Annotated in this window: 16 protein-coding genes; 7 read left to right on the top strand and 9 right to left on the bottom strand. The window is 73.1% G+C overall.

The annotated features are described in order from the left end of the window. Positions 1–106: 106 nt before the first annotated feature. The 4 genes from mctP to ACYVKX_RS06635 all read right to left on the bottom strand — a co-directional run bounded on the left by mctP (position 107) and on the right by ACYVKX_RS06635 (position 5,538). Positions 107–1,738 carry a monocarboxylate uptake permease MctP gene (gene mctP, locus ACYVKX_RS06650; RefSeq protein ID WP_460829954.1) on the bottom strand — a complete coding sequence of 544 codons (1,632 nt, stop codon included), beginning with the start codon at positions 1,736–1,738 and terminating at the stop codon, positions 107–109. Next, positions 1,731–1,997 (bottom strand): DUF3311 domain-containing protein, encoded by a 267-nt coding sequence (locus ACYVKX_RS06645; protein WP_460829953.1) that lies wholly within the window; start codon positions 1,995–1,997, stop codon positions 1,731–1,733. The genes mctP and ACYVKX_RS06645 overlap by 8 nt, the downstream gene beginning before the upstream one ends. A 199-nt stretch (positions 1,998–2,196) precedes the next feature. After that, on the bottom strand, positions 2,197–3,237 hold the full coding sequence (locus ACYVKX_RS06640) for a hypothetical protein (RefSeq protein ID WP_460829952.1): 1,041 nt from the start codon (positions 3,235–3,237) through the stop codon (positions 2,197–2,199). Between the two features lie 393 nt (positions 3,238–3,630). Beyond that, on the bottom strand, positions 3,631–5,538 hold the full coding sequence (locus ACYVKX_RS06635) for a M3 family metallopeptidase (protein ID WP_460829951.1): 1,908 nt from the start codon (positions 5,536–5,538) through the stop codon (positions 3,631–3,633). 75 nt (positions 5,539–5,613) lie between these two features. On the opposite strand from ACYVKX_RS06635, the gene ACYVKX_RS06630 reads away from it, so the two are divergent. Both ACYVKX_RS06630 and ACYVKX_RS06625 read left to right on the top strand, forming a co-directional pair. Then, on the top strand, positions 5,614–6,654 hold the full coding sequence (locus ACYVKX_RS06630; protein WP_460829950.1) for a glycoside hydrolase family 6 protein: 1,041 nt from the start codon (positions 5,614–5,616) through the stop codon (positions 6,652–6,654). A gap of 60 nt (positions 6,655–6,714) precedes the next feature. Beyond that, a complete protein-coding gene (locus ACYVKX_RS06625) occupies positions 6,715–7,962 on the top strand; it encodes an MFS transporter (RefSeq protein ID WP_460829949.1) in 1,248 nt (415 codons plus the stop codon). Between the two features lie 119 nt (positions 7,963–8,081). Here the strand turns inward: ACYVKX_RS06625 and ACYVKX_RS06620 are convergent, their stop codons facing one another. Continuing rightward, entirely contained in the window at positions 8,082–9,737 is a 1,656-nt protein-coding gene (locus tag ACYVKX_RS06620; protein ID WP_460829948.1) for a DUF429 domain-containing protein, read from the bottom strand. Between the two features lie 14 nt (positions 9,738–9,751). Beyond that, positions 9,752–10,567, bottom strand: a complete 816-nt coding sequence (locus ACYVKX_RS06615; RefSeq protein ID WP_460829947.1) for an SGNH/GDSL hydrolase family protein — start codon at positions 10,565–10,567, stop codon at positions 9,752–9,754. A 229-nt stretch (positions 10,568–10,796) separates the two neighbouring features. Between ACYVKX_RS06615 and mptB the strand changes: the two genes are divergently transcribed. Then, positions 10,797–12,149 (top strand): polyprenol phosphomannose-dependent alpha 1,6 mannosyltransferase MptB, encoded by a 1,353-nt coding sequence (mptB, locus tag ACYVKX_RS06610; RefSeq protein WP_460829946.1) that lies wholly within the window; start codon positions 10,797–10,799, stop codon positions 12,147–12,149. On the opposite strand, the gene ACYVKX_RS06605 is transcribed toward mptB, so the two are convergent. The 3 genes from ACYVKX_RS06605 to ACYVKX_RS06595 all read right to left on the bottom strand — a co-directional run bounded on the left by ACYVKX_RS06605 (position 12,107) and on the right by ACYVKX_RS06595 (position 16,081). Next, positions 12,107–13,225 (bottom strand): glycosyltransferase, encoded by a 1,119-nt coding sequence (locus ACYVKX_RS06605; protein ID WP_460829945.1) that lies wholly within the window; start codon positions 13,223–13,225, stop codon positions 12,107–12,109. The two genes, mptB and ACYVKX_RS06605, sit on opposite strands and share 43 nt — an antisense overlap. Continuing rightward, positions 13,226–14,338, bottom strand: coding sequence for a glycosyltransferase family 4 protein (locus ACYVKX_RS06600; protein WP_460829944.1), 1,113 nt, complete (start codon positions 14,336–14,338; stop codon positions 13,226–13,228). Between the two features lie 225 nt (positions 14,339–14,563). Beyond that, positions 14,564–16,081 (bottom strand): PucR family transcriptional regulator, encoded by a 1,518-nt coding sequence (locus ACYVKX_RS06595; RefSeq protein ID WP_460829943.1) that lies wholly within the window; start codon positions 16,079–16,081, stop codon positions 14,564–14,566. An 81-nt stretch (positions 16,082–16,162) separates the two neighbouring features. Between ACYVKX_RS06595 and ACYVKX_RS06590 the strand changes: the two genes are divergently transcribed. Genes ACYVKX_RS06590 through ACYVKX_RS06575 form a run of 4 tightly spaced genes read left to right on the top strand, consistent with a single transcriptional unit; the run spans position 16,163 to position 20,681 of the window. Then, positions 16,163–17,674, top strand: a complete 1,512-nt coding sequence (locus tag ACYVKX_RS06590; RefSeq protein ID WP_460829942.1) for a CoA-acylating methylmalonate-semialdehyde dehydrogenase — start codon at positions 16,163–16,165, stop codon at positions 17,672–17,674. Positions 17,675–17,699: 25 nt separating this feature from the next. Next, positions 17,700–19,007 carry an aminotransferase class III-fold pyridoxal phosphate-dependent enzyme gene (locus tag ACYVKX_RS06585; protein WP_460829941.1) on the top strand — a complete coding sequence of 436 codons (1,308 nt, stop codon included), beginning with the start codon at positions 17,700–17,702 and terminating at the stop codon, positions 19,005–19,007. Continuing rightward, positions 18,994–20,397, top strand: coding sequence for an NAD(P)/FAD-dependent oxidoreductase (locus tag ACYVKX_RS06580; protein ID WP_460829940.1), 1,404 nt, complete (start codon positions 18,994–18,996; stop codon positions 20,395–20,397). The genes ACYVKX_RS06585 and ACYVKX_RS06580 overlap by 14 nt, the downstream gene beginning before the upstream one ends. After that, the gene (locus ACYVKX_RS06575; protein WP_460829939.1) at positions 20,394–20,681 is read left to right on the top strand and encodes a cupin domain-containing protein; all 288 of its coding nucleotides are present in this window, start codon (positions 20,394–20,396) and stop codon (positions 20,679–20,681) included. The genes ACYVKX_RS06580 and ACYVKX_RS06575 overlap by 4 nt, the downstream gene beginning before the upstream one ends. Positions 20,682–20,704 lie beyond the last annotated feature (23 nt).

Here is a 20,704-nt window from a genome sequence, read left to right as displayed (position 1 = left end):
AGTTGGGCGATCCTCCCCGTTGAGTTGGGCCTCGTTCAAATCCGAGTTGGGCCTTCGTCCCGCCGGCCGTGATCAAGACCCAACTCGACTGCGAATACGGCCCAACTCAACGACGGGATGCCGCCGGGTCGAGCCCGCGCTCGACGCCGGGGTCGCCGGCATCCGCGTGGTAGTCCTGTGCGGTCGTCCGGTCGACCCCCTCGGCCACCTTCATCGCCCGCAGCACCACGGTGAGCACCAGGACGACCGCGAGGTTGGCGAGGAACGCGACCAGGGCGATGTAGACCTTCGTGTCCGTGCCCGGGAAGTCGACCAGCGGGCCGCCGAAGTGGGACTTGGTGGGCGACGCGACGCCGTAGGCGAGCCAGGTGCCGTAGGCCATGCCGACCGCCCAGCCGGCGAACAGCGCCCACCGGTGCGGCCAACGGGTGTAGAGCCCGATGACGATCGCGGGCAGGGTCTGCAGGATCCAGACGCCGCCGAGCAGCTGCAGGTTGATCGCGAAGTCCTTCGACAGCGCGAGCACGAAGACCAGCGCGCCGACCTTGACCAGCAGCGAGACCAGCTTGCTCTGCTGGGTCTCCTGCGCCGGCGTCGCGTCGCGCCGGAGGAACGCCTTGTAGACGTTGCGGGTCCACAGGTTCGCGGCCGCGATCGACATGATCGCCGCCGGCACGAGCGCGCCGATCACGATCGTCGCCATCGCGACGCCGGCGAACCAGGGGCTGAACTGGTCCTCGAACAGCTGCGGCACCGACTGCTGCGGGTTCGCCACCTTCACGCCGGCCGCGATCGCGACGAAGCCGAGGAGCGCGAGCAGGCCGAGGAGCACGGAGTACGCCGGCAGCAGCGCCGCGTTGCGCCGGATCACCGAGCGGCTGCGCGTCGCGAGCACGCCGGTGACCGAGTGCGGGTACATGAACAGCGCGAGGGCCGACCCGAGGGCCAGCGAGGCGTAGGCCCACTGCGCGGTCTCCGGCGGGATCATCCCCTTCGGCGGCATGGCGCCTCCGGCGTTCGCGGTGTCGAAGGAGTCCTGCGCCGCCGAGAACACCGCGCCCCAACCGCCGACCTGCTGCGGGATGTAGAGCACCGCCACGATGATCACGACGTAGATCAGCGTGTCCTTGACGAACGCGATCAGCGCCGGCGCCCGGAGACCGGCGGAGTAGGTGTAGGCGGCGAGGAAGCCGAAGGCGATGAACAGCGGCAGGTCCTTGACGAGCCAGCTGTCGCCCGGCGCGGTGATGCCCATGACCTCGAGCACCACCTGCATGCCGACGAGTTGCAGCGCGATGTAGGGCATCGTGGCGAGGATGCCGGTGAGCGCGACGGCCAGCGCCAGCGGCCGGCTGTCGTAGCGGCCCTGCACGAAGTCGGCCGGCGTGACGTAGCCGTGGCGGTGGCTCACCGACCACAGCCGCGGCAGGAACAGGAAGACCAGCGGGTAGGCGATGATCCCGTAGGGGATCGCGAAGAAGCCGATCGCGCTGCCGGCGTACAACGTCGCGGGCACCGCGATGAAGGTGTACGCCGTGTAGAGGTCGCCGCCGATGAGGAACCAGGCGACGAACGTGCCGAAGCCGCGCCCGCCGAGGCCCCACTCGTCGAGGCTGTCGAGGGCCCCGCCTCGACCGTCTCGTGCCCGGCGCCACCGCGAGGCGGCGAAACCGAGGACGGTGACGAGCAGGAACAGGAAGACGAAGACGCCGAACGCAACGCCGTTCACCTCACCCACGCCGGTCCTCGGCCGCCGGTGGCTCGGGGGCGAGCCCGTGGGCGACCCGGTCGTGGCGGTCGACCCGCTTGGCCACGACGTACGCCGCCGCGGTCAGCACGACGGCCAGGCCGATCAGCGCCATCTGGAGCCAGAAGTAGAACGGCCAGCCGGCCAGCTCCGGGTCGGTCCGGTCGTAGAGCGGGACGCTCAGCGGCAGTACGACGGCGGGCGCCAGCAGTGCGACCACCAGCAGCCAGCCGCGGGCTCGTGCGGACATCCGCGACCTCCTGGCGTGATCCGTGTGGGCACAGTGTGGGCACAGACCTCGCCGGGCGGGGGTACTCCTGTCCGGTACGTCCCGCCCGGCGGGGGGCTGGGGAATGCTCCCGAGAGGGTCCGAGAACGCCTGAGCCCGCCCCGGGTGCCCGGGGCGGGCTCAGGACTCAGGTCACGGCGAGATCGCTACCGGGTCGAGCTCAGGGAGCGATCTGCTTGCCGGTGCGGGCCCGGATGCAGAGTCCGGCGTGGTAGACGCCGCTGTCTCCGCTGCCGGTCCACCAGTACCTGAACGCGCGCTGCTTCGGGCGCGGGTCCATGCCGAGGTACCACACGTTGCGCGGGTCGTTGATCCAGAACGCGCCCACCATCAGCTTGTAGTTCTGGTAGTACCGACCGTCGGAGCCGTCGTCGCAGTTCAGCCGGCGCTCCTGGGTGCGGACCACGCTCAGGTTGTCCAGCCGCCCGGCGTAGCCGTACGGACGCCACTCGGTGAACAGCTGGTGCGAGTGGGGGCCGCTGCCGGCGGGCAGGACCTTCGTCGACAGGCAGCGGAAGTAGACGTCGATGTTCACCGGATCCTCGACCACGAACGCCCACTGCCAGCCCCGGTAGTTCGGGGTCGGCCAACTGCGGAAGATGCGGACCTTCTTGCCGTAGTCCTGGCTCGTCACGTTGAAGCCCGGAGCGACCGCGTAGGTGCCGGCGGGGCATGAGGTGGAGGACGGGAGGGAGTAGTCGTTCGGCGTGGCGTAGGAGCCGCTGCCGACGGTGTACCGGTCCGAGACCTCGACGCCGTGGCTGTGGACGAACGCCTGCTCGACGTTGCCGCGAATGCAGGTCGCGAACAGCTTGATCTGCGCCCTGCCGTCCGCGAAGTTCGTGGCCCGGAAGTTCCACTTCGCCTTGTCGAACTGGTCGCCGTAGGAGGCGGAGAAGTAGACGTCGCGCTCATCGCCGTAGGTCTCGGGTGGGTTGGCCTGGTCGACGTTGTCGACGCGCCACATGCCGTCGAGGGCGATGTCGCCTGGGTTGCAGGACACGCTCTCGCGCAGGTTCTGGTCGGGGAACTCCCCCTCGAGGTCGACCTGCTTCTCGACCTTGTACATGTAGACCTCGTGCTGCTTCATCTGGGCAGCCGAAGCGGGGCTGGCCATAGCCGCCACGACCGCCAGGGGGGCGAGCAGGGCGGCGACGGCGGCACCGACGAGGAAGGTTCGGGACCGTTCTCGAGTCGTCATGATGACGATCTCCTTGCGTTGACAGGAAATAGGGGCGGTGAGCACGTCTCCCGAGACCGTTCCTTCCGGCTCCCCCCAGATCCGGCGTAGTCAGGTTAGGTCGCCGAGCTGGGGTCGGCCACCGGAACGGAACCTGGTCTATGCCACTGGTCTAACGCATAGGTCTGGACCACTCTCTTCGGAGGCACCGCACCCGATCCGCAGGCACGCGTCCTTCCGACTCCTCGATCGCGTCCTGCCCGGCGTCGCCGCCCGACCCTCCGTGGCGGCGGCGTAGTTGGCGTGGCAGCGGGATGGATCCCCGGTCAGCCGGGGAAGCCTGACGTTGTCAGGCGTTGCAACCCCTGACAACGTCAGGGATCCCCGGTCAGCCGGGGATCCATCCAGCGAGCCCTACCGCGCCAGCCAGGCGGCGTACGCGTCGAAGGTGTACGGCCGGCCGAGGAAGTCGGCAACCAGGTCCGCAGCGTCGCGGGCGCCGCCGGGGGCGAGGACGAGGTCGCGGTAGCGGCCGGCGACGGTGGGCTCGAACAGGTCGGCCGGGTCGAAGGCGGAGAAGAGGTCCTTCGCGATGACCAGCGACCACATGTAGGTGTAGTACGCCGAGGAGTAGCCGGACAGGTGGCCGAAGCTGGCGAACATGTGGGTGCCGTCGACGTAGGGGAACGGCGAGTACCGCTCCTGCAGCGACCGCATCGCGGCGGTGAGGTCCGCCGGGCGGGAGGCGTGGAGCCAGTAGGACATGGCGGCGTAGAACATCTGGGTCCGCGCCTGGTAGCCCTTGCCGAAGTCGTGGGCCGCGCGCATCCGCTCGACGAGATCGGCGGGGATGGGCGAGCCGGAGGCGGAGACGGCGAAGGTCCGCAGCACGTCGGCGTCCCAGGCCCACTCCTCGAGCAGCTGGCTCGGCGCCTCGACGAAGTCCCACTCGGTGGCGACGCCGGCGAACCGGGTCCACTCCCCCGCGCCGGCGAGCACGTGGTGCACGAGGTGCCCGAACTCGTGGAACAGCGTGACGACGTGGTCGTGCTCCATCAGCCCGCGGGAGAAGTTGCAGACCAGCACGCCCTCGGCGAGCTGCCGCCCGGCCAGGCCGTCGGCGAGCGTGAACTGCGCGGCGTGCTTGTACTTCCCCTCGCGCGGGTGGAGGTCGAGGTAGATCCGGCCGATGCGCTCGCCGCCGCGGAGGACGTCGTACGCCGTGACGTCCTCGTGCCACACCGGCGCGTCCGGCACCTCGGCGTACTGCAGCCCGAACAGGCGGGCGGTCACGTCGAGGAGCCCCTGCCGCACGCGAGCGAAGTCGAAGTAGGCGCGCACCCGCTGGGCGTCGACGTCGTGCCGCTCCTGGCGCACCAGCTCCTCGTAGTAGAGGGAGTCGGCGGTCGTGATCGACGTGGCGCCGGGGACGTCGCGGCGGTAGCGCTCGAGCAGCAGCTCGAGGTCGCGGCGCATCGGGCCCTCGGCGGCCTCGGCGATGCGGTCGATGAACTCGGGGATCGCCGGGCCCGTCCCGATCATCTTCACGGCGGCGTCGTAGGACGCCCAGTCGGCGTAGCCGACCAGCGTGGCGAGCTCGTGGCGCAGCGCGAAGAGCTCCTGGAGGCGCGGCTCGTTCTCCGGCCAGCCGCGCTCGAGGAAGGCCACCGTCACCTGGCGGCGTACGTCGCCGTCGTGGGCGAACGTCCGGACCGGCACCGAGTCCGGATAGTCGGTGGTCACGGTGACCAGCCCGTCCTCGTCGGCCGGGTGCGCCTCCAGCCAGTCGGCAGGCATGCCGGCCAGCCGGTCCGGCGTGACCCGGACGGTCCGCACGTCGTCGCGGATGGCGCGGCCGAACTCCTGGCCGACCTCGGTGAGCCGCTCGTTGATCCGCGCCAGCCGCGCCCGGGTCTCCTCGTCGCGGTCGACGCCCGCGCGGCGGAAGTCGTCGAGGGCCTTGGCGAGCAGCCGCGCCGCCGCCCGGTCGAGACCGGCCGGGTCGGCGGCGGCGAAGATCTCGAACAGGGCCCGGTCCTGGCGCAGCTCGGTGAGGTAGCGGTCGACCTCGACCTCGGCCCGCTCGCAGGTGGTGCGCACGGCCTCGAGCGGGTGGACGTTCGCGAGCAGCGACGACACTGCGGCGACGTTCGAGAGGTGACGGGACACCTCGTCCCACTGGCGGAGGAGGTCGAGGGTCGCGGCCGGCGGCTCGATGCGCAGCCGGTCGGCGAGTCCGCGTGCGGCCGCCAGTCCCTCGCGGGTGCGGGCCTCGACCCAGTCCCGCGCGTCGTCGGCCCTCGGGAGGGCGAGGGGAGTCATGGCGCCAGCCTGCCACTTCGCACCGGCCTCCCCGCACCGGTGCCCGCGAGGACGACCAGCCCGTACCCTGATCGGGTGCTCCTTCGTCCGGCCTTCCTGCGCGCCGCCGCGCTGACGGTCGCCCTGGTCCTGGGCGGGCTCGGCCTGGTCGCGCCCGTCGACGCGCAGTCGCCGGCCGAGCACACGGCAAGGCACCCGGCCGAGCAACCGGTCGCGGCCAAGGCCAAGCCGAAGGACCCGCGCAAGACCCGGGGACTGTTCGTGGACCCGCTGATGCCGGCCGCCAACCAGGAGCGCGTCTACCGCGAGAGGATCGGCAGGTTCGCTCAGGCGCTCTGGCTCATCCCCGAGGCGTACCCGACGAGCCGGGTGCGCGGCATCGTTCGCGCCTACACCTCGCGGGCACTGCAGGCGAGGAAGACGCCGATGCTGTCGGTCTACGGCATCCCGGACCGCGACTGCGGCATGTACTCCTCCGGCGGCCTGCCCGGCGCCAAGCAGTACCGGAAGTGGATCACGCAGATCGGCCTCGGCCTGAGGAAGCAGAAGGCGCTGGTGGTGCTCGAGCCCGACGCGATCCCGTTCTACGGCGACCCGCGCTGCGAGAACGCCGGCGACCGGCTCGGCCTGATGCGGTACGCCACCCGGGTGCTGGAGAGGAGCGGCGCCTGGGTCTACCTCGACGCGGGGCACTCGGGCTGGACGCCGTACGACAACCGGGCGCGGCTGCTCAAGCGGGCCGGCATCGAGTACGCCCGCGGGTTCAGCACGAACGTCTCGAACTTCCGCCCGACCGCCGACGAGAAGCAGTACGCCGAGGAGCTGCTGCGCGGCCTGCGCAAGGTCGGCATCAGGGGCAAGCGCTACGTGATCGACACGTCCCGCAACGGCAACCCGGACCCCGTGGACGGCGACGTGATCAACCCGACCTGGGCGCGCATCGGCAAGCCGCCGCGGCTGGTCTTCAGGGGCGCCTTCGACGGCACCCTGTGGGTCAAGCACCCCGGCGAGTCGGACGGCCAGGTCAACGGCGGCAACTCGTCGGGCAAGTGGTGCGACCTGCTCGCCGACCGGCTGCTCGGCCGGCAGTCCGACCAGACCTCCTGCCCGGAGTAGCCGCAGCGACCGTCCGCCGGCGGTCTAGGTTGGGGGACCGTGCGCGGACTACGGGGACTCATGGCGGACACGCGCCCCCTGCGCAACGAGCACTTCCGCCGGCTGTGGCTCGCGAACATCATCACCGTCGTCGGCGCCCAGCTGACGGTCGTCGCGGTGCCGGCGCAGATCTACCAGATGACCGGCTCGTCGGCGTACGTCGGCCTGACCGGCCTGTTCGGGCTGGTGCCGCTGGTGGTCTTCGGCCTCTGGGGCGGCGCTCTGGCCGACCACTTCGACCGGCGCAGCCTGCTGATCTTCACCACCACCGCGCTGATCGGGACCAGTGCGCTGTTCTGGGTGCAGGCGGCCCTCGGCAACACGAACGTGTGGCTGCTACTCGGGCTGTTCTCGGTGCAGCAGGCGGTCTTCGCGATCAACCAGCCCACCCGGTCCGCGGTGCTGCCGAAGATCCTCCCGGTGGAGCTGCTGCCGGCGGCCAACTCGCTGAACATGACCCTCTTCACCTCCGGCGCCATCGGCGGCCCGCTGCTCGCGGGCGTGCTGATCCCGGTGCTCGGCTTCGAGTGGCTCTACCTGGCCGACACGATCACGCTGCTCGCGACGCTGAGCGCCGTGCTCCGGCTGCCGCGGCTCCCGGTCGACGCCGCCGGCAAGGGGACGCCGGGGCTGCGGTCGGTGATCGACGGCTTCGCCTACCTGCGCGGCCACCCGGTGCTGATGATGTCGTTCGTGGTCGACCTGGTCGCGATGGTCTTCGGCATGCCGCGGGCGCTGTTCCCGGAGATCGCGCACACGTCGTTCGGCGGCCCCGACGAGGGCGGCCTGGTGTTCGCGCTGCTGTTCGCGGCGATCCCCACCGGCGCGGTCATCGGCGGCATCTTCTCCGGCTGGGTCTCACGGGTGGAGCGGCAGGGGTACGCCGTGGTCGCCTGCATCCTGGTCTGGGGCACGGCGATGGCCGGCTTCGGCGTCGCGGTCGGCCTCGCGGAGCACGGCGTCCGGCTGATGCTCGGCGTCGCGCTGCTCATGCTGATCGTCGGCGGCGCGGCCGACATGGCCTCGGCGGCGTTCCGCTCGAGCATGCTGCAGAGCGCCGCCGACGACTCGGTGCGCGGCCGGCTCCAGGGCATCTACGTCGTCGTGGTCGCGGGCGGGCCGCGCGTCGCGGACGTCGTGCACGGCGCCAGCGCCGCGATGGTCGGTACGGCGGCAGCCGCGGCCGGCGGCGGCGTGCTGGTGATCGTGGGGACCGTGGTCGCGGCGGTCGCCGTCCCGTCGTTCGTGCGCTACCGGATCACGCGATGAGCCCCTGAGGTAGGTGGCTGGTCATTTCGCGTCGAGACACCCGAAACGGCCCCGATTCGGCGCCCGGAAGGGCCAGTTTGGGTGTCTCGACGATCCCGGCGCAGCCGGGCCACACCAGCTCAGCCGCGGATCCGGTCCAGGCGGGTGAGCAGGGCGTCGCGGCGGTGGGCGTTGCCGGGCAGGTCGGCGTACCGCTCCCCGAACGCCGAGAGCAGCGCGTCGTCGAGGCGGCGGACGGCGCCGGGCGGGTACTTGTAGGCGAGGCGCTCGTCGATCAGCGCCGAGTCGACGCCCGCGAGCACGTCGCCGAGCTCGGCGAGGGTGGCGATGCCGAGCTCGGGCAGCAGGCCGGCGATCCAGGCGTAGTGGTCGGTGCGCGACCACTCGGCCTCCGGATACTGCCCGGCGAGGTACGCCGCCAGCTCCCGTGGCGTCACGCCCTCGGACTCCCCCGGCGACCCGGCGGGCTCGGTGACGGCCGCGCCGCGCAGCCGCTCGCGGATCGTGGTGAACTCCTGGTCGGCGAGCTCGAGCAGCCCGGCGGCGAGGGTGAACCGGCGGTCGAAGTCGCGCGCGTGCTCGGCCGGGACGGTGCCCTTGTAGCGGATGTCGTGCTCGAACTCGGCCCACGCGTGCTGGAGCACGGTGCGCACCTGCACCTGGGCGACCCCGCCGGCGCGGGCGAGCAGGAGGTGCCGGCTCGCATAGCCGAACCGCCCCTCGCTCGCGGTCTCCTCGCCGAGGTCGCGGTCGTCGATCACCTGCAGCTGCGAGCCGAGCACCTCCGCGACCGCGGCCACGTCGCTGCGCACGTAGGTGATCACGCGCACGCCGATCTGGTCGGTGATCTCGCGGAGCGGGTCGCTGAACCCGGGCCGGCCGTCGACGGTCCGCGACGCCTTCGCCGCGAACGACCCGACGCTCTTCGCGCGCCCGGCGACGCTCAGGTAGTTGATGCCGGCCTCGTCGAGGATCGAGGTCACCAGCGCGACGTACCGCTCGGCGACCTCGACCAGGCCGGGCTGGAGCAGCGCGTACTCCTCGACCGCCCGCCGGATCGCGCCGTGCGCGTCGAGCAGCGTGGGCGTGACGATGTAGCCGAGCTCGTAGCTGCCGTACGTCGTGACCCGCTCGGGCCACCGGTCGGCGAACAGCGCGACGTACGCGCACACCACCGCGTCGACCTGGTCCTCGACCGCGCGCAGGTCGACCTTGCGGGTGGCGGTCTCGACCCGGGCGCGCAGTGCCTGCCAGGTCCGGTCGGTGCGCACGATCCGCTCGACGTGGTCCATCAGCCGGAGCAGCTCGGCGCGCATCGAGTCGAGCGTGCGGCCGGGCTTGGCCTTGTACTTCAGCGTCCTGGACAGCCCGAACAGCACGATCGTCGCCGGATGCGGGTAGACCTCGATCGCGCGCCGGGTCCGGCCCGACGACGGGTTGATGTCGAGGCCGAGCAGCTTCGCGACCCGGGCGCCGCGGGTGCCGTTCGCGAACTCGGGCTTGCCGGTGTTCGACGGGTGCGCGCCGGCCTCGAACCCGCGGAAGTCGGCGTTCAGCTCCTGCTCCGCGACCCGCGAGCCGGTGGGGTTCGCGACGACGAGCGGGGCGTCGATGCCGACCCGGCAGGGGCCGTCGACGTACGCCGCCAGCGCGTCCCTGATCTCCTCGTCGGTGTGCACCGCGGAGAGGTGCGTGAGGGCGCCGTCGGCGTCGAGCACGGCCAGGCCGGTCGGGTTCTTCGAGCCCCAGGCCAGGTCGATGCCGATGTAGTGCACGGCCCCAGCCTGCCCTACGGGGCGGATCGCACCGGCGCGTGATGACCGAAGGGCGCGGACTCGGCGTGGCCGAGGGCCAGCAGGACGCTGGGCAGCATCGCCTTCGCCGTACGACGGTAGCCGGCTCCGGAGGGGTGGAACCGGTCGAGCGCGAACATCTCGTCGGGCCGGGTGATGAAGAACGGGCCGACCACGTCGGCGAGCGAGACCGCGTAGCCGCCGTGCTCGGTGGCGACCTCGCGCTGGGCGGCGGCGAGCTGGCGCGACGCGCGCGAGCCGAGGGTGCGCAGCGGCTGCGGGAGCGGCCGGAGCGCGCCGAGGTCCGGACAGGTGCCGACGACGACCTCGGCGCCGAGGTCGCGCAGGGCCCGGACGGCCTCGCCGAGATCGCGACGCGAGTCCGCGATCCGCACCCGGTGGGTGATGTCGTTGCCGCCGACGACGATCACCGCGACCGCCGGGACGTAGCCCGGCGGCAGGGTCGCGAGCTGCCCGGCCAGATCGGAGGTCTCGGCGCCGACGACCGCGACGCTGCGCAGCCGCACGCTGCGGTGGGTGGCCCGGGCGAGCCGGCGGGCGAGCTGGCCGCCGAGGGTGTCCCGGGGCCGGTCCGCGCCCAGCCCGGCGGCGATCGAGTCGCCGACGAGCAGCAGGTCGACCGGGTCGCCGTACGACTTCTTCCAGGTCCGGTCGATGCGGAGCGCCTCCTCGCCGAGCGGCTTGCCGATCGCGGCGCGGGCGATCGCGGCCTGGCGGCGCAGGCCGTACGCCGAGGCGGCGACCGCCGCGGCGAGGATCCCGACGACCGTAAGCGGTCCACGGAGCTTCATGCCGCCACGGGACCATGCGCGTCCGACCGCCCGGTGACCTCCGGGTGTACGCCGACTGTTCAATCCGTCGTCGGCTCGCGGTACCGCGGGCTCCCTACCGTGACCGGGTGGTCGCCGCCGTGGGTGCATCAGGGTTAGCCGTCGTCCAGGTGCGTGCATCGCAGGGCGCCGGAGCGACGGCAGCGCCGCGAGGCGCGCGCCGGGGACGCACCTGCGGTGGTGACCGCCCATGATCGCTCGCGGCGTGGTGGGCTCCCTGCTGGTCGCCCTGGGTGGTCTGGTGACCCAGGTGCTGCCCGGGTCGAGCCCGGTGGCGACCTTCCCCCTCCTCGCGGCGCTGCGCGAGTCGACCGAGGGCCGGATGACCGGACTGGTCGTGACCATGGCGGGGCTCGCCCTGCTCGGGTCGGCCTGGCTGCAGCTCCTGCACCGCCCGCGGCAGGTGTACGTCGCGACCGCGGCCTGGACGCTGCCGCTGCTGCTCGCGCCGCCGCTGTTCAGCCGGGACGCGTGGAGCTACGCGGCGCAGGGCGCGCTCACGAACATCGGGTTGTCGCCCTACATCTGGACGCCGAGCATCTTCGACGGCCAGATCCGCGAGGCGGTCGACCCGATCTGGATGTGGACGCCCACGCCGTACGGCCCGCTCCCGCTGGCGTGGGGGTCCATGGTCGCCGGGCTCACCGACAGCCCGTGGCTGATGGTGGTCGGCTACCGGATCCTCATGCTGCTCGGCCTGGCGCTCCTGGCGTGGGCGGTGCCCCGGCTGGCGCGCGCGGCCGGGGCCGACCCCGACCGGGCCTCGGTGATCGCGCTCGCCTCGCCGCTGACCGTGATCCACGGGATCGGCGGCGTCCACAACGACCTGCTGATGGCGGGGCTGATGGCCTGCGGCCTGGCCCTGGCCATCGAGCGGCGCTGGCTGCTCGGCGCGGTCTTCGCCGGCGCGGCGGCCGCGGTCAAGGTCACCGGCGGGGGCGTGGCCATCGGCATCGCGCTGGTGTCGCTGCCGCTCCTGGCTGCCATGGCGGCGCGATTGCGCCGTTTGGGCACCATCGCCGTGGTCTCCAGCGCCGTCATCGTCGGCGCCGGGCTGGCGATCGGGGTGGGCGTGGGCTGGATCTACGCCCTCGACACCCCCGGCCTGGTGCGCACCCCGCTCTCCCTGACCACGCAGCTCGGCGTCCTCGTCGGCCAGGTCACCGTGCTGCGGACCCTCGGCCTGGTGCTCGCCCTCGGGTACGCCTGCTGGGTGGCGCTCCGCGGCCGCACCGGCGATCCGGCGTACGCCGTCCGCGCGGTCGCGCTGGTGATGACCGCGATGATGGTGCTGAGCCCCGCGGTGCACGCGTGGTACCTGCTCGGGGCGCTGCCGTTCCTGGCCGCGGTCCGGTGGAGCCGGCCGGTCGAGGGGCTGGTGCGCGACACCGCGCTGGTCCTCGGCCTGGTGGCGCCGCTGGACTCCTCACTGCGCGGCGCGCCGGTCGAGATGCTGGTGGTGGCCGGGCTGGCGCTGGTGACGCTGGTGCGGCTGCGGGTTCAGGCCGGGCGGCGCGAGGAGAGGCTGCCGGTGGCCGCGTGAACGCCGAGCATCGCCTCGACCGAGCGTGACCACGGGAACTGCTCGGCGCGCGCCCGCGCACCCGCACGGTTGAGCGCCCGGGGGCGCGCCGCGACCCGGAGCACCGCGTCGGCCAGCGCGGCCGGCGTCGGCGCGGCCCAGTCGCCGCTCGCCTCGTCGACCAGCTCGCGCGCGCCGCCGACGTCGGCGGTGACGACCGGCGTGCCGGACGCGAGCGCCTCGAGCACCGCGAGGCCGAACGTCTCCCCCGGGCAGACCGACAGCGCCACGTCGGCCCGGGCGATCCGGCGGCTGAGCCGCTGCCGGCTGGTGACGAAGCCGTGGAAGTGCACCGGCGCCCCCTCCGCGGCGATCTCGAGCTCGTGGCGGTGCGGCCCGTCGCCGTACACGTCCATCCGCAGGGGTACGCCGCGGCGGTGCAGCTCGAGCGCGGTCGCGACCGCCAGGTGCGGGCTCTTCTCGCGTGAGAGCCGGCCGACGTGCACGAGCCGCAGCTCGTGGCTCGGCGGCGCGGGAGCGCCCGGCCGGAAGGTGTCCAGGTCGACCCCGAGCGGGATCTGGTGGGTCGGCGTACCCCTCCGCGCGGCCGCCGCCGAGAACTCGCCGCGGGCGTACGACGAGGTCACCACGACCGCGTCGAACCGGCGCACCAGCAGCCGGTTGAGCGCCGCGGTCGAGGCGCCGACGCCCGTCTCCCAGCCGGTGCGCAGGCTGAGCATCGCGTCCAGGCGCTCGTGGGAGAACAGCACCGACCGCACGCCGTTGCGGCGCGCCCAGCCGGCGACCGGGAGCAGCGTCGACTTGTCCGAGACCTCGACCGACGTGGGGCCGAAGGCGTCGAGGGCGTCGATGACCCGCCACGGCTCGACGATCAGGCGGTACCCGCCGCCGACCCGCGGCGCCCGGAGGGTCACGACCTCGCCGTGCTCGGTCTGCTCCCGGGAGTCCTGCGAGCCGGGGACCACCAGCATCCGCGCGACCCCGGCCGCGGCGTACCCGGCGCCGAGCGCGTTGACCGCGTGTTTCATGCCCCCCGAGGTCGGTCCGACGAAGTTCGCCAGCTGCGCGATCCGCATCTACGCGGCTGCGGTCACGGCGCGGTAGTGGACGTCGACCAGCTCGGCGACCACGCCGGCCCAGCCGCGACCGGAGACGGCGGCGCGGCCGTTAGCCGCGAGCGTCGCGCGAAGGTCCGGGTCCTCGACGAGCGCGGCCACCTGCTGGCGCAGCGAGCCGAGGTCGGTGGGGTCGAAGAGCAGGCCGGTCCGGCCGGGATCGACCAGGTCGAGCGGCCCGCCCGAGGCCGGGGCGACCACCGGTACGCCGCTGGCCTGGGCCTCCTGCACCGTCTGGCAGAACGTCTCGGCGTCGCCGGTGTGCACGAACACGTCGAGCGAGGCGAACGCCGCCGCCAGCTTGTGACCGCGCAGCATCCCCGCGAAGACGGCCGTCGGCAGCTGCTGCTCGAGCTCGGCGCGGGCCGGGCCGTCGCCGATCACGACGAGCTGGACGCCCGGCAGGCCCGCCAGCACCGCGAGCCGGTGCACCTGCTTCTCGTGGGCCAGCCGGCCGACGTACCCGACCGCGACCTTGCGCCCGCTGGTCCAGTGCTCGTTGATGGCGGGGCTGCGGCGGCTGGGGTCGAAGAGGTCGAGGTCGATGCCGCGGCGCCAGAGGTGCAGGTTGCCGACGCCGAGCGCGGCGACCTGGTCGAGCGAGGCGGAGGACGGCACCAGCGTGCGGTTCACGCGCTTGTGCAGGCGCCCGACCCACCGGTCGACGATCTGGTCGGCGACGAGGTCCGCGCCGGCGCCGTACCGCCGGGCGAAGCCGGAGACGTCGGTCTGGTAGACCGCGACCGTCGGCAGGTCGTGGCGCCGGGCCGCGCGCAGGCCGACCGCGCCGAGCGCGATCGGCGAGGCGAGGTGGACCAGGTCGGGGCCGAAGCGGTCGAGCGTGCGGGAGAGGGCGCCGTCGGGCAGGCCGACGGGGAAGGACCGGTAGCCGGGCAGTCCGACCGAGCGGACCCGGACGACCGGCACCCCCCGGTAGTGGTTCGGCCCGGGGCCGGGAGCGACGACGACGGCCTCGTGGCCGGTGTCGGTCAGCTCCTCGACGACATGGCGCACCGTGTTGGAGACGCCGTTGACCTGCGGCAGGAAGGACTCGGTCACGATCGCGACGCGCATGCCCTCACGGTCGGTTCGACCGGTGAACGGACGGTGATGTCACCGGGAGAGTCGTGCGAACTCCCGCGCAATGGCGGCCCCGAGCTGCGCGTTGTGCCGCCCCAGCCCGCCGAGTCGGCGCGTCTTGCCCGCCCCAGCCCGCCGAGTTGGCGCGTCTTGCCCAGACCGCGGGCAAGTTGCGCCGACTCGCACCCTCTCGGCGGGCAAGTTGCGCCGAGTCGCGGACTACAGCTGGCGAGACTGGTCGTAGGCCAGCAGGGCGACGCCGAGGGAGAGGCGGGAGGCGGGGTCGTCGAGCGGGTGGCCGACCAGCTCCTCGAGGCGGCGCAGGGCGGGGTAGAGCGAGGTGCGGTTGCGGTGGGCGACGCGGGCCAGCTCGGCCTTGTTGCCGCCGACGGCCAGGTAGTGCCGCAGCAGGTCCACGAGCCCGCCGTCGTGCCGGGCCTCGTGCTCGAGCAGCGCGCCGAGCTCGGCCTCGGCGAACTCCTGCAGCCGCGCGTCCTCGCGCAGCGACATCAGCAGCCCGGGCAGCCGGATGTCGGCCTGCCGCACGCAGCCGGCCAGCGGCGGCAGGGTGACCGCGACGTCGGCGATCGCCCGGGCCGAGCGCAGCGACGTCGCCGCCGGGAGTACGCCGGACACCGCATGCCCCACCGCCAGGACCGCCTCCTGCGTCAGCGACCGGGCCACCGCGTCGAGGTCGACGTCGCCGGGCACCAGCAGCCCGACGTGCACCGCGTCGAGCACGCCGACCAGCCCGGTCACCGACCCGAGCGCGGTCACCAGCCGGTCGACCGGGGCGTCGGTCCGCAGCCGGGCCACCGCGCCGACGTACGAGCCGGCCTCGGGGACGCCGAGCGCGCGCAGCCGCGCGGCCGCGACCGGCTCCGCGCCCAGCCGGCCGTCGAGCAGCTCGAGCAGGAACCCGCCGTGCACGCGCAGCTGGATGGAGGTCTCGTCGCGCTCGATCATCCGGCCGAGCTCGAGCGCCTGCGCGGCGCGCTCCAGCACCAGCCGCCCGCGCGGGCCGGAGCGCGGGAGGACCAGCCGTCCCCACGCGCCGCCCTGGATGCCGACCGGGGTGGTCAGCCAGCCCTCGGGCCCGCCCACTCCGGTTGTGCGGAGGAACGGCGTCAGCCGCGACCGCCGCTCCCAGTCGGTGAGCATCCGCTCGACCGGCTCGTCGCGCGCGGCCGCCACGAGCACCCGCCGGGCCAGGTCCTCGAGGACCACCGAGCCGCGGGCGAGGTCCGCCGCGGCCTCGACGAGCCGGGCCATCGGCGCGCGCTCGAGCCCGAGCCCGGTGAAGGTCTCGTGCACGTCGCCGGCGAACCGCACCTCCTCGAACTGCTCGGCGACGATCGCGCGGTGCACCTCCTCGGTGACGTCGACGAACCGCACCGGCCGGTTCAGCGCGACCAGCGGCAGCCCGGCCGCGCGGGCCCGGCGCAGCGCCGGCTCGGGGACCGAGGGGTACGCCGCACCGAGCTCGATCACCAGCCCGGCGGCGCCGACCTCGACCAGCTGCCGCACGAACTCGTCGGCCGCCGCGGCCGAGGCCGCGATCCCGAGGCCGGTGGTCAGCACCAGCTCGTCGCCGGAGAGCACCGCGCCCACGTCGCGCGCCTCGGCGACGTGCACCCACCGCAGCACCGCGTCGAGCCCGCCGTCGCCGCCGAGCACGACCGGGTCGCCCGCCGCGAGGGCGGGCAGCGCGAGGGCCTCGCGGACGGTCACGGGCATGCGACGTACTGTCCCACAGACACCCATGTGAGCGACAGACCGTCCCTCGTGCCGGGAACGGCCCCGAGGCACGATGGCCGCATGACCTCCACCATCACCCACTGGATCGACGGCCAGGCCCACCCCGGCTCCAGCAGCCGCGCGGGCGACGTGACCAACCCCGCGACCGGTCGGGTGACCGCCCAGGTGGCGTTCGCCGGGCCGGAGGAGATCGAGGCCGCGGTCGCCTCGGCGAAGAAGGCGAGCACGGACTGGGCGAGCACGTCGATCAGCGCGCGCACCCAGGTGGTGTTCCGGTTCCGCGAGCTGCTCAACGAGCGCAAGGAGGAGCTGGCCGCGATCATCACCGCCGAGCACGGCAAGGTGCACTCCGACGCCCTCGGCGAGGTGTCGCGCGGCCAGGAGGTCGTGGAGTTCGCGTGCGGCATCCCGCACCTGCTCAAGGGCGGCAACTCCCCGCAGGTCTCGACCGGCGTCGACGTGCACAGCGTCCGCCAGCCGCTCGGCGTGGTCGGCATCATCAGCCCGTTCAACTTCCCCGCGATGGTCCCGATGTGGTTCTTCCCGATCGCGATCGCCGCCGGCAACGCGGTCGTGCTGAAGCCCAGCGAGAAGGACCCCTCCGCCGCGATCTGGATGGCCGAGCTCTGGAAGGAGGCCGGCCTCCCCGACGGCGTCTTCACCGTGCTGCAGGGCGACAAGGTCGCCGTCGACGGGCTGCTCGACCACCCCGACGTCGCGTCGATCAGCTTCGTCGGCTCCACCCCGATCGCCGAGTACGTCTACGAGCGCGCCAGCCGCGCCGGCAAGCGGGTCCAGGCCCTCGGCGGAGCCAAGAACCACATGGTCGTCCTCCCCGACGCCGACCTCGACCTGGCCGCCGACGCCGCGGTCAGCGCGGGCTACGGCTCGGCCGGCGAGCGCTGCATGGCGATCAGCGTCGTGGTCGCGGTCGGCGACACCGGCGACGCCCTCGTGCAGAAGGTCGCCGAGCGCACCCGCACGCTGCGGATCGGCGACGGCGCGCAGGCCGGACCGGATCAGGGGGCGGACATGGGCCCGCTGGTGACGCGGCAGCACCGCGACAAGGTGGCGTCGTACGTCGACGCCGGCGAGCGCGAGGGCGCGACCCTGGTCGTCGACGGTCGGACCGTGGACGCCGACGGCGAGAGCGACGGCTTCTGGCTCGGCCCGACGCTCTTCGACCACGTCACCCCGGACATGAGCGTCTACACCGACGAGATCTTCGGCCCGGTGCTGAGCGTGGTCCGCGCGGACACCTACGCCGACGCGCTCGAGCTGGTGAACGCCAACAAGTACGGCAACGGCACCGCGATCTTCACCGGCAACGGCGGCGCCGCCCGCGCGTTCGAGACCGATGTGCAGGTGGGCATGATCGGCGTCAACGTCCCGATCCCGGTGCCGATGGCCTACTACTCCTTCGGCGGCTGGAAGGCCTCGCTCTTCGGCGACACCCACGCGCACGGCGTCGAGGGCGTGCACTTCTTCACCCGTGGCAAGGTCGTCACCACGCGCTGGCCCGACCCGGCGACCGCCGGCGGCCTCGAGCTGGCCTTCCCGAAGAACCACTGAGCCGGACCCTGAGAGAGGTACGACGATGAGCACCACCTACGAGCTGGACCGCAAGCACGTCTTCCACTCCTGGGTCGCGCAGGCCGAGTTCAGCCCGATGGTCATCACGGCCGCGCGCGGCTCCTACGTGTGGGACGACGAGGACCGCCGCTACCTGGACTTCTCCAGCCAGCTGGTCTTCACCAACATCGGCCACCAGCACCCGCGCGTGGTCGCCGCGATCAAGGAGCAGGCCGACCGGCTGTGCACGATCGCGCCGCAGTTCGCCAACGACCAGCGCGCGGAGGCCGCCCGGCTGATCAGCGAGATCGCGCCGGACGGCTTCGAGAAGGTGTTCTTCACCAACGGCGGCGCCGACGCCAACGAGCACGCCGTCCGGATGGCGCGGCTGCACACCGGCCGGTTCAAGGTGCTCTCGGCGTACCGCTCCTACCACGGCGGCACCCAGACCGCGATCAACATGACCGGCGACCCGCGTCGCTGGGCCAACGACACCGCGACCACCGGCACCGTGCACTTCTTCGGGCCGTTCCTCTACCGCTCGGAGTTCCACGCGACCACCGAGGCCGAGGAGGGCGAGCGCGCGCTCGCGCACCTGCGCCGCACCATCGAGGCCGAGGGCCCGGACTCGGTGGCGGCGATCGTCCTCGAGACGATCCCCGGCACCGCGGGCATCTTCGCGCCGCCGCCGGGCTACCTCGCCGGCGTACGCGCGCTCTGCGACCGGCACGGCATCGTGATGATCCTCGACGAGGTGATGGCCGGCTTCGGCCGCGCCGGCTCGTGGCTGGCGCTCGACCAGTACGGCGCCACCCCGGACCTGATCACCTTCGCCAAGGGCGTGAACTCCGGCTACGTCCCGCTCGGCGGCGTGATCATCAGCGACCCGATCGCGGAGACGTTCGCGCACCGGGCCTACCCGGGCGGCCTCACCTACTCCGGCCACCCGCTCGCCACCGCCGCCGCGGTCGCCACCATCACCACGATGCGCGAGGAGGGGATCGTCGAGAACGCCGAGCGCCTCGGTCGGGAGGTCCTCGGCCCCGGCCTGCAGGAGATCGCCGCCCGCCACGCCTGCGTCGGCGAGGTCCGCGGCCTGGGTGTGTTCTGGGCGATCGACCTGGTGACCTCGCGGGAGACCAGGGCGATGCTGCCGGCCGCCGGCCTGAACGACGTGGTCGCGGCGTGCAAGGCCGCCGGGCTGCTGCCGTTCTCGAACACCAACCGGATCCACCTGGTGCCGCCGTGCACGATGAGCGACGAGGAGGCCCGCGAGGGACTGGCCATCCTCGACGACGCGCTCAAGGCCGGCGACCAGCATGCCGACGCATAGGACCGTCTACGAGCGGCTCGCTCCTCCCGCCGCCGCGGTCGACGCGGCGCTGGCGCCGAGCCGGCACGCGGTGTTCTGGCTCGAGGACGCGCCCGGCACGGCGTACCCCTCGCTCGCGGGCGACGCCGCCGCCGACCTGACCGTGGTCGGCGGCGGCTACTGCGGGCTGTGGACCGCGGTGCTCGCGAAGCGGCGCAACCCCGGCGCACGGGTGCTGCTGCTGGAGGCGCAGACGATCGGGTGGGCGGCGTCGGGCCGCAACGGCGGCTTCTGCGAGGCCAGCATCACCCACGGCGAGGAGAACGGGCGCAGCCGCTGGCCCGAGGAGTACGACGTCCTCGAGCGGCTCGGCCGGGAGAACCTCGATGCCCTCGAGGCCGACGTGCGCGACCTCGGCCTCGACTGCGAGTTCGAGCGCACCGGCACGCTGTCGGTGGCGGTCGAGGAGCACCAGGTCGACTGGCTGCGCGAGGCGGCACCAACGTCAGGGCCGGGCTTCCTCGACGCGACCGCGGTGCGTCGCGAGATCGACAGCCCGGCCTTCCTCGCCGGCCTCTGGGACAAGGAGGACTGTGCCCTCGTGCACCCCGCGAAGCTCGCCCGCGAGCTGGCACGCGTGGCCGCCGACCTGGGCGTGGAGATCCACGAGCAGACGACCGTGACGGGTCTCGACGGCACCACGGTGCGGACCACCGGCGGCACAGTCGCCAGCGACCGGGTGGTGCTGGCGACCAACGTGTTCCCGTCGCTGCTGCGCCGGACCCGGCTGCTGACCGTGCCCGTCTACGACTACGTGCTGATGACCGAGCCGCTGACGTCCGACCAGCTCGCGAGCATCGGCTGGGCGAACCGGCAGGGCCTCGGCGACCTGGCCAACCAGTTCCACTACTCCCGGCTCACGGCCGACGATCGGATCCTGTGGGGCGGGTACGACGCCGTCTACCAGCGCCGGGTCCGCGCCGAGCACGAGGAGCGGCCGGCGACGTACCGCCGCCTCGCCTCGCACTTCCTCACCGTCTTCCCGCAGCTCGACGGCGTCCGCTTCAGCCACCGGTGGGCCGGCGCGATCGACACGTCGACGCGGTTCGCGGCGTTCCACGGGCTCGCGTCGAACGGCCGGATCGCCTACGCCGCGGGCTTCACCGGCCTCGGCGTCGGCGCGACCCGGTTCGCGGCCGAGGTGATGCTGGACCGGCTGTCCGGGCTGACCACCGAGCGCACCGGGCTGGAGATGGTGCGCCGCAAGCCGCTGCCGTTCCCGCCGTCGCCGGTCGCGGACGTCGGCATCGGGCTGACCCGCTGGTCGCTCGACCGCGCCGACCACCGGCAGGGCCGGCGCAACCTCTTCCTCAAGACCCTCGACAAGGCAGGACTGGGCTTCGACTCATGACCGACTCCGGCAGACTCCTCTCCACCGACGTGCTGGCCGGCGACGCCGGCCCCCTCGCCGAGCTCGGCGACGCCGAAGTCGGGACCTGGGAGATGGCGCCCGGGACCGACCACGACACCGAGGTCGACGAGGTGTTCGTGGTGCTCGCCGGCCGCGGCACCGTGACCTTCGAGGACGGCGAGGTGGTCGAGCTCGAGCCGGGCGTCGCCGTACGACTGCGCGCCGGCGAGCGCACCACCTGGGTCGTCACCGAGACGCTGCGCAAGGTGTACGTCGCGGTTTGAGCCGGGGCCGAGCGGGCATGAGG

Source organism: Nocardioides hungaricus, assembly GCF_054782915.1.
The sequence above is the reverse complement of the archived record's forward strand: the minus strand, read 5'-3'. Positions and strand labels throughout refer to the sequence as shown.

Excerpts from the sequence above, each read along its gene's own strand:
- ACYVKX_RS06605 (WP_460829945.1), bottom strand. The coding sequence starts at position 13,225 with ATGCGGATCGCGCAGCTGGCGAACTTCGTCGGACCGACCTCGGGGGGC.
- ACYVKX_RS06575 (WP_460829939.1), top strand. The coding sequence starts at position 20,394 with ATGACCGACTCCGGCAGACTCCTCTCCACCGACGTGCTGGCCGGCGAC.
- mptB (WP_460829946.1), top strand. The coding sequence starts at position 10,797 with ATGATCGCTCGCGGCGTGGTGGGCTCCCTGCTGGTCGCCCTGGGTGGT.
- ACYVKX_RS06640 (WP_460829952.1), bottom strand. The coding sequence starts at position 3,237 with ATGACGACTCGAGAACGGTCCCGAACCTTCCTCGTCGGTGCCGCCGTC.
- ACYVKX_RS06625 (WP_460829949.1), top strand. The coding sequence starts at position 6,715 with ATGGCGGACACGCGCCCCCTGCGCAACGAGCACTTCCGCCGGCTGTGG.
- ACYVKX_RS06645 (WP_460829953.1), bottom strand. The coding sequence starts at position 1,997 with ATGTCCGCACGAGCCCGCGGCTGGCTGCTGGTGGTCGCACTGCTGGCG.
- ACYVKX_RS06595 (WP_460829943.1), bottom strand. The coding sequence starts at position 16,081 with ATGCCCGTGACCGTCCGCGAGGCCCTCGCGCTGCCCGCCCTCGCGGCG.
- ACYVKX_RS06635 (WP_460829951.1), bottom strand. The coding sequence starts at position 5,538 with ATGACTCCCCTCGCCCTCCCGAGGGCCGACGACGCGCGGGACTGGGTC.
- ACYVKX_RS06580 (WP_460829940.1), top strand. The coding sequence starts at position 18,994 with ATGCCGACGCATAGGACCGTCTACGAGCGGCTCGCTCCTCCCGCCGCC.
- ACYVKX_RS06600 (WP_460829944.1), bottom strand. The coding sequence starts at position 14,338 with ATGCGCGTCGCGATCGTGACCGAGTCCTTCCTGCCGCAGGTCAACGGC.
- ACYVKX_RS06585 (WP_460829941.1), top strand. The coding sequence starts at position 17,700 with ATGAGCACCACCTACGAGCTGGACCGCAAGCACGTCTTCCACTCCTGG.
- ACYVKX_RS06615 (WP_460829947.1), bottom strand. The coding sequence starts at position 10,567 with ATGAAGCTCCGTGGACCGCTTACGGTCGTCGGGATCCTCGCCGCGGCG.
- ACYVKX_RS06590 (WP_460829942.1), top strand. The coding sequence starts at position 16,163 with ATGACCTCCACCATCACCCACTGGATCGACGGCCAGGCCCACCCCGGC.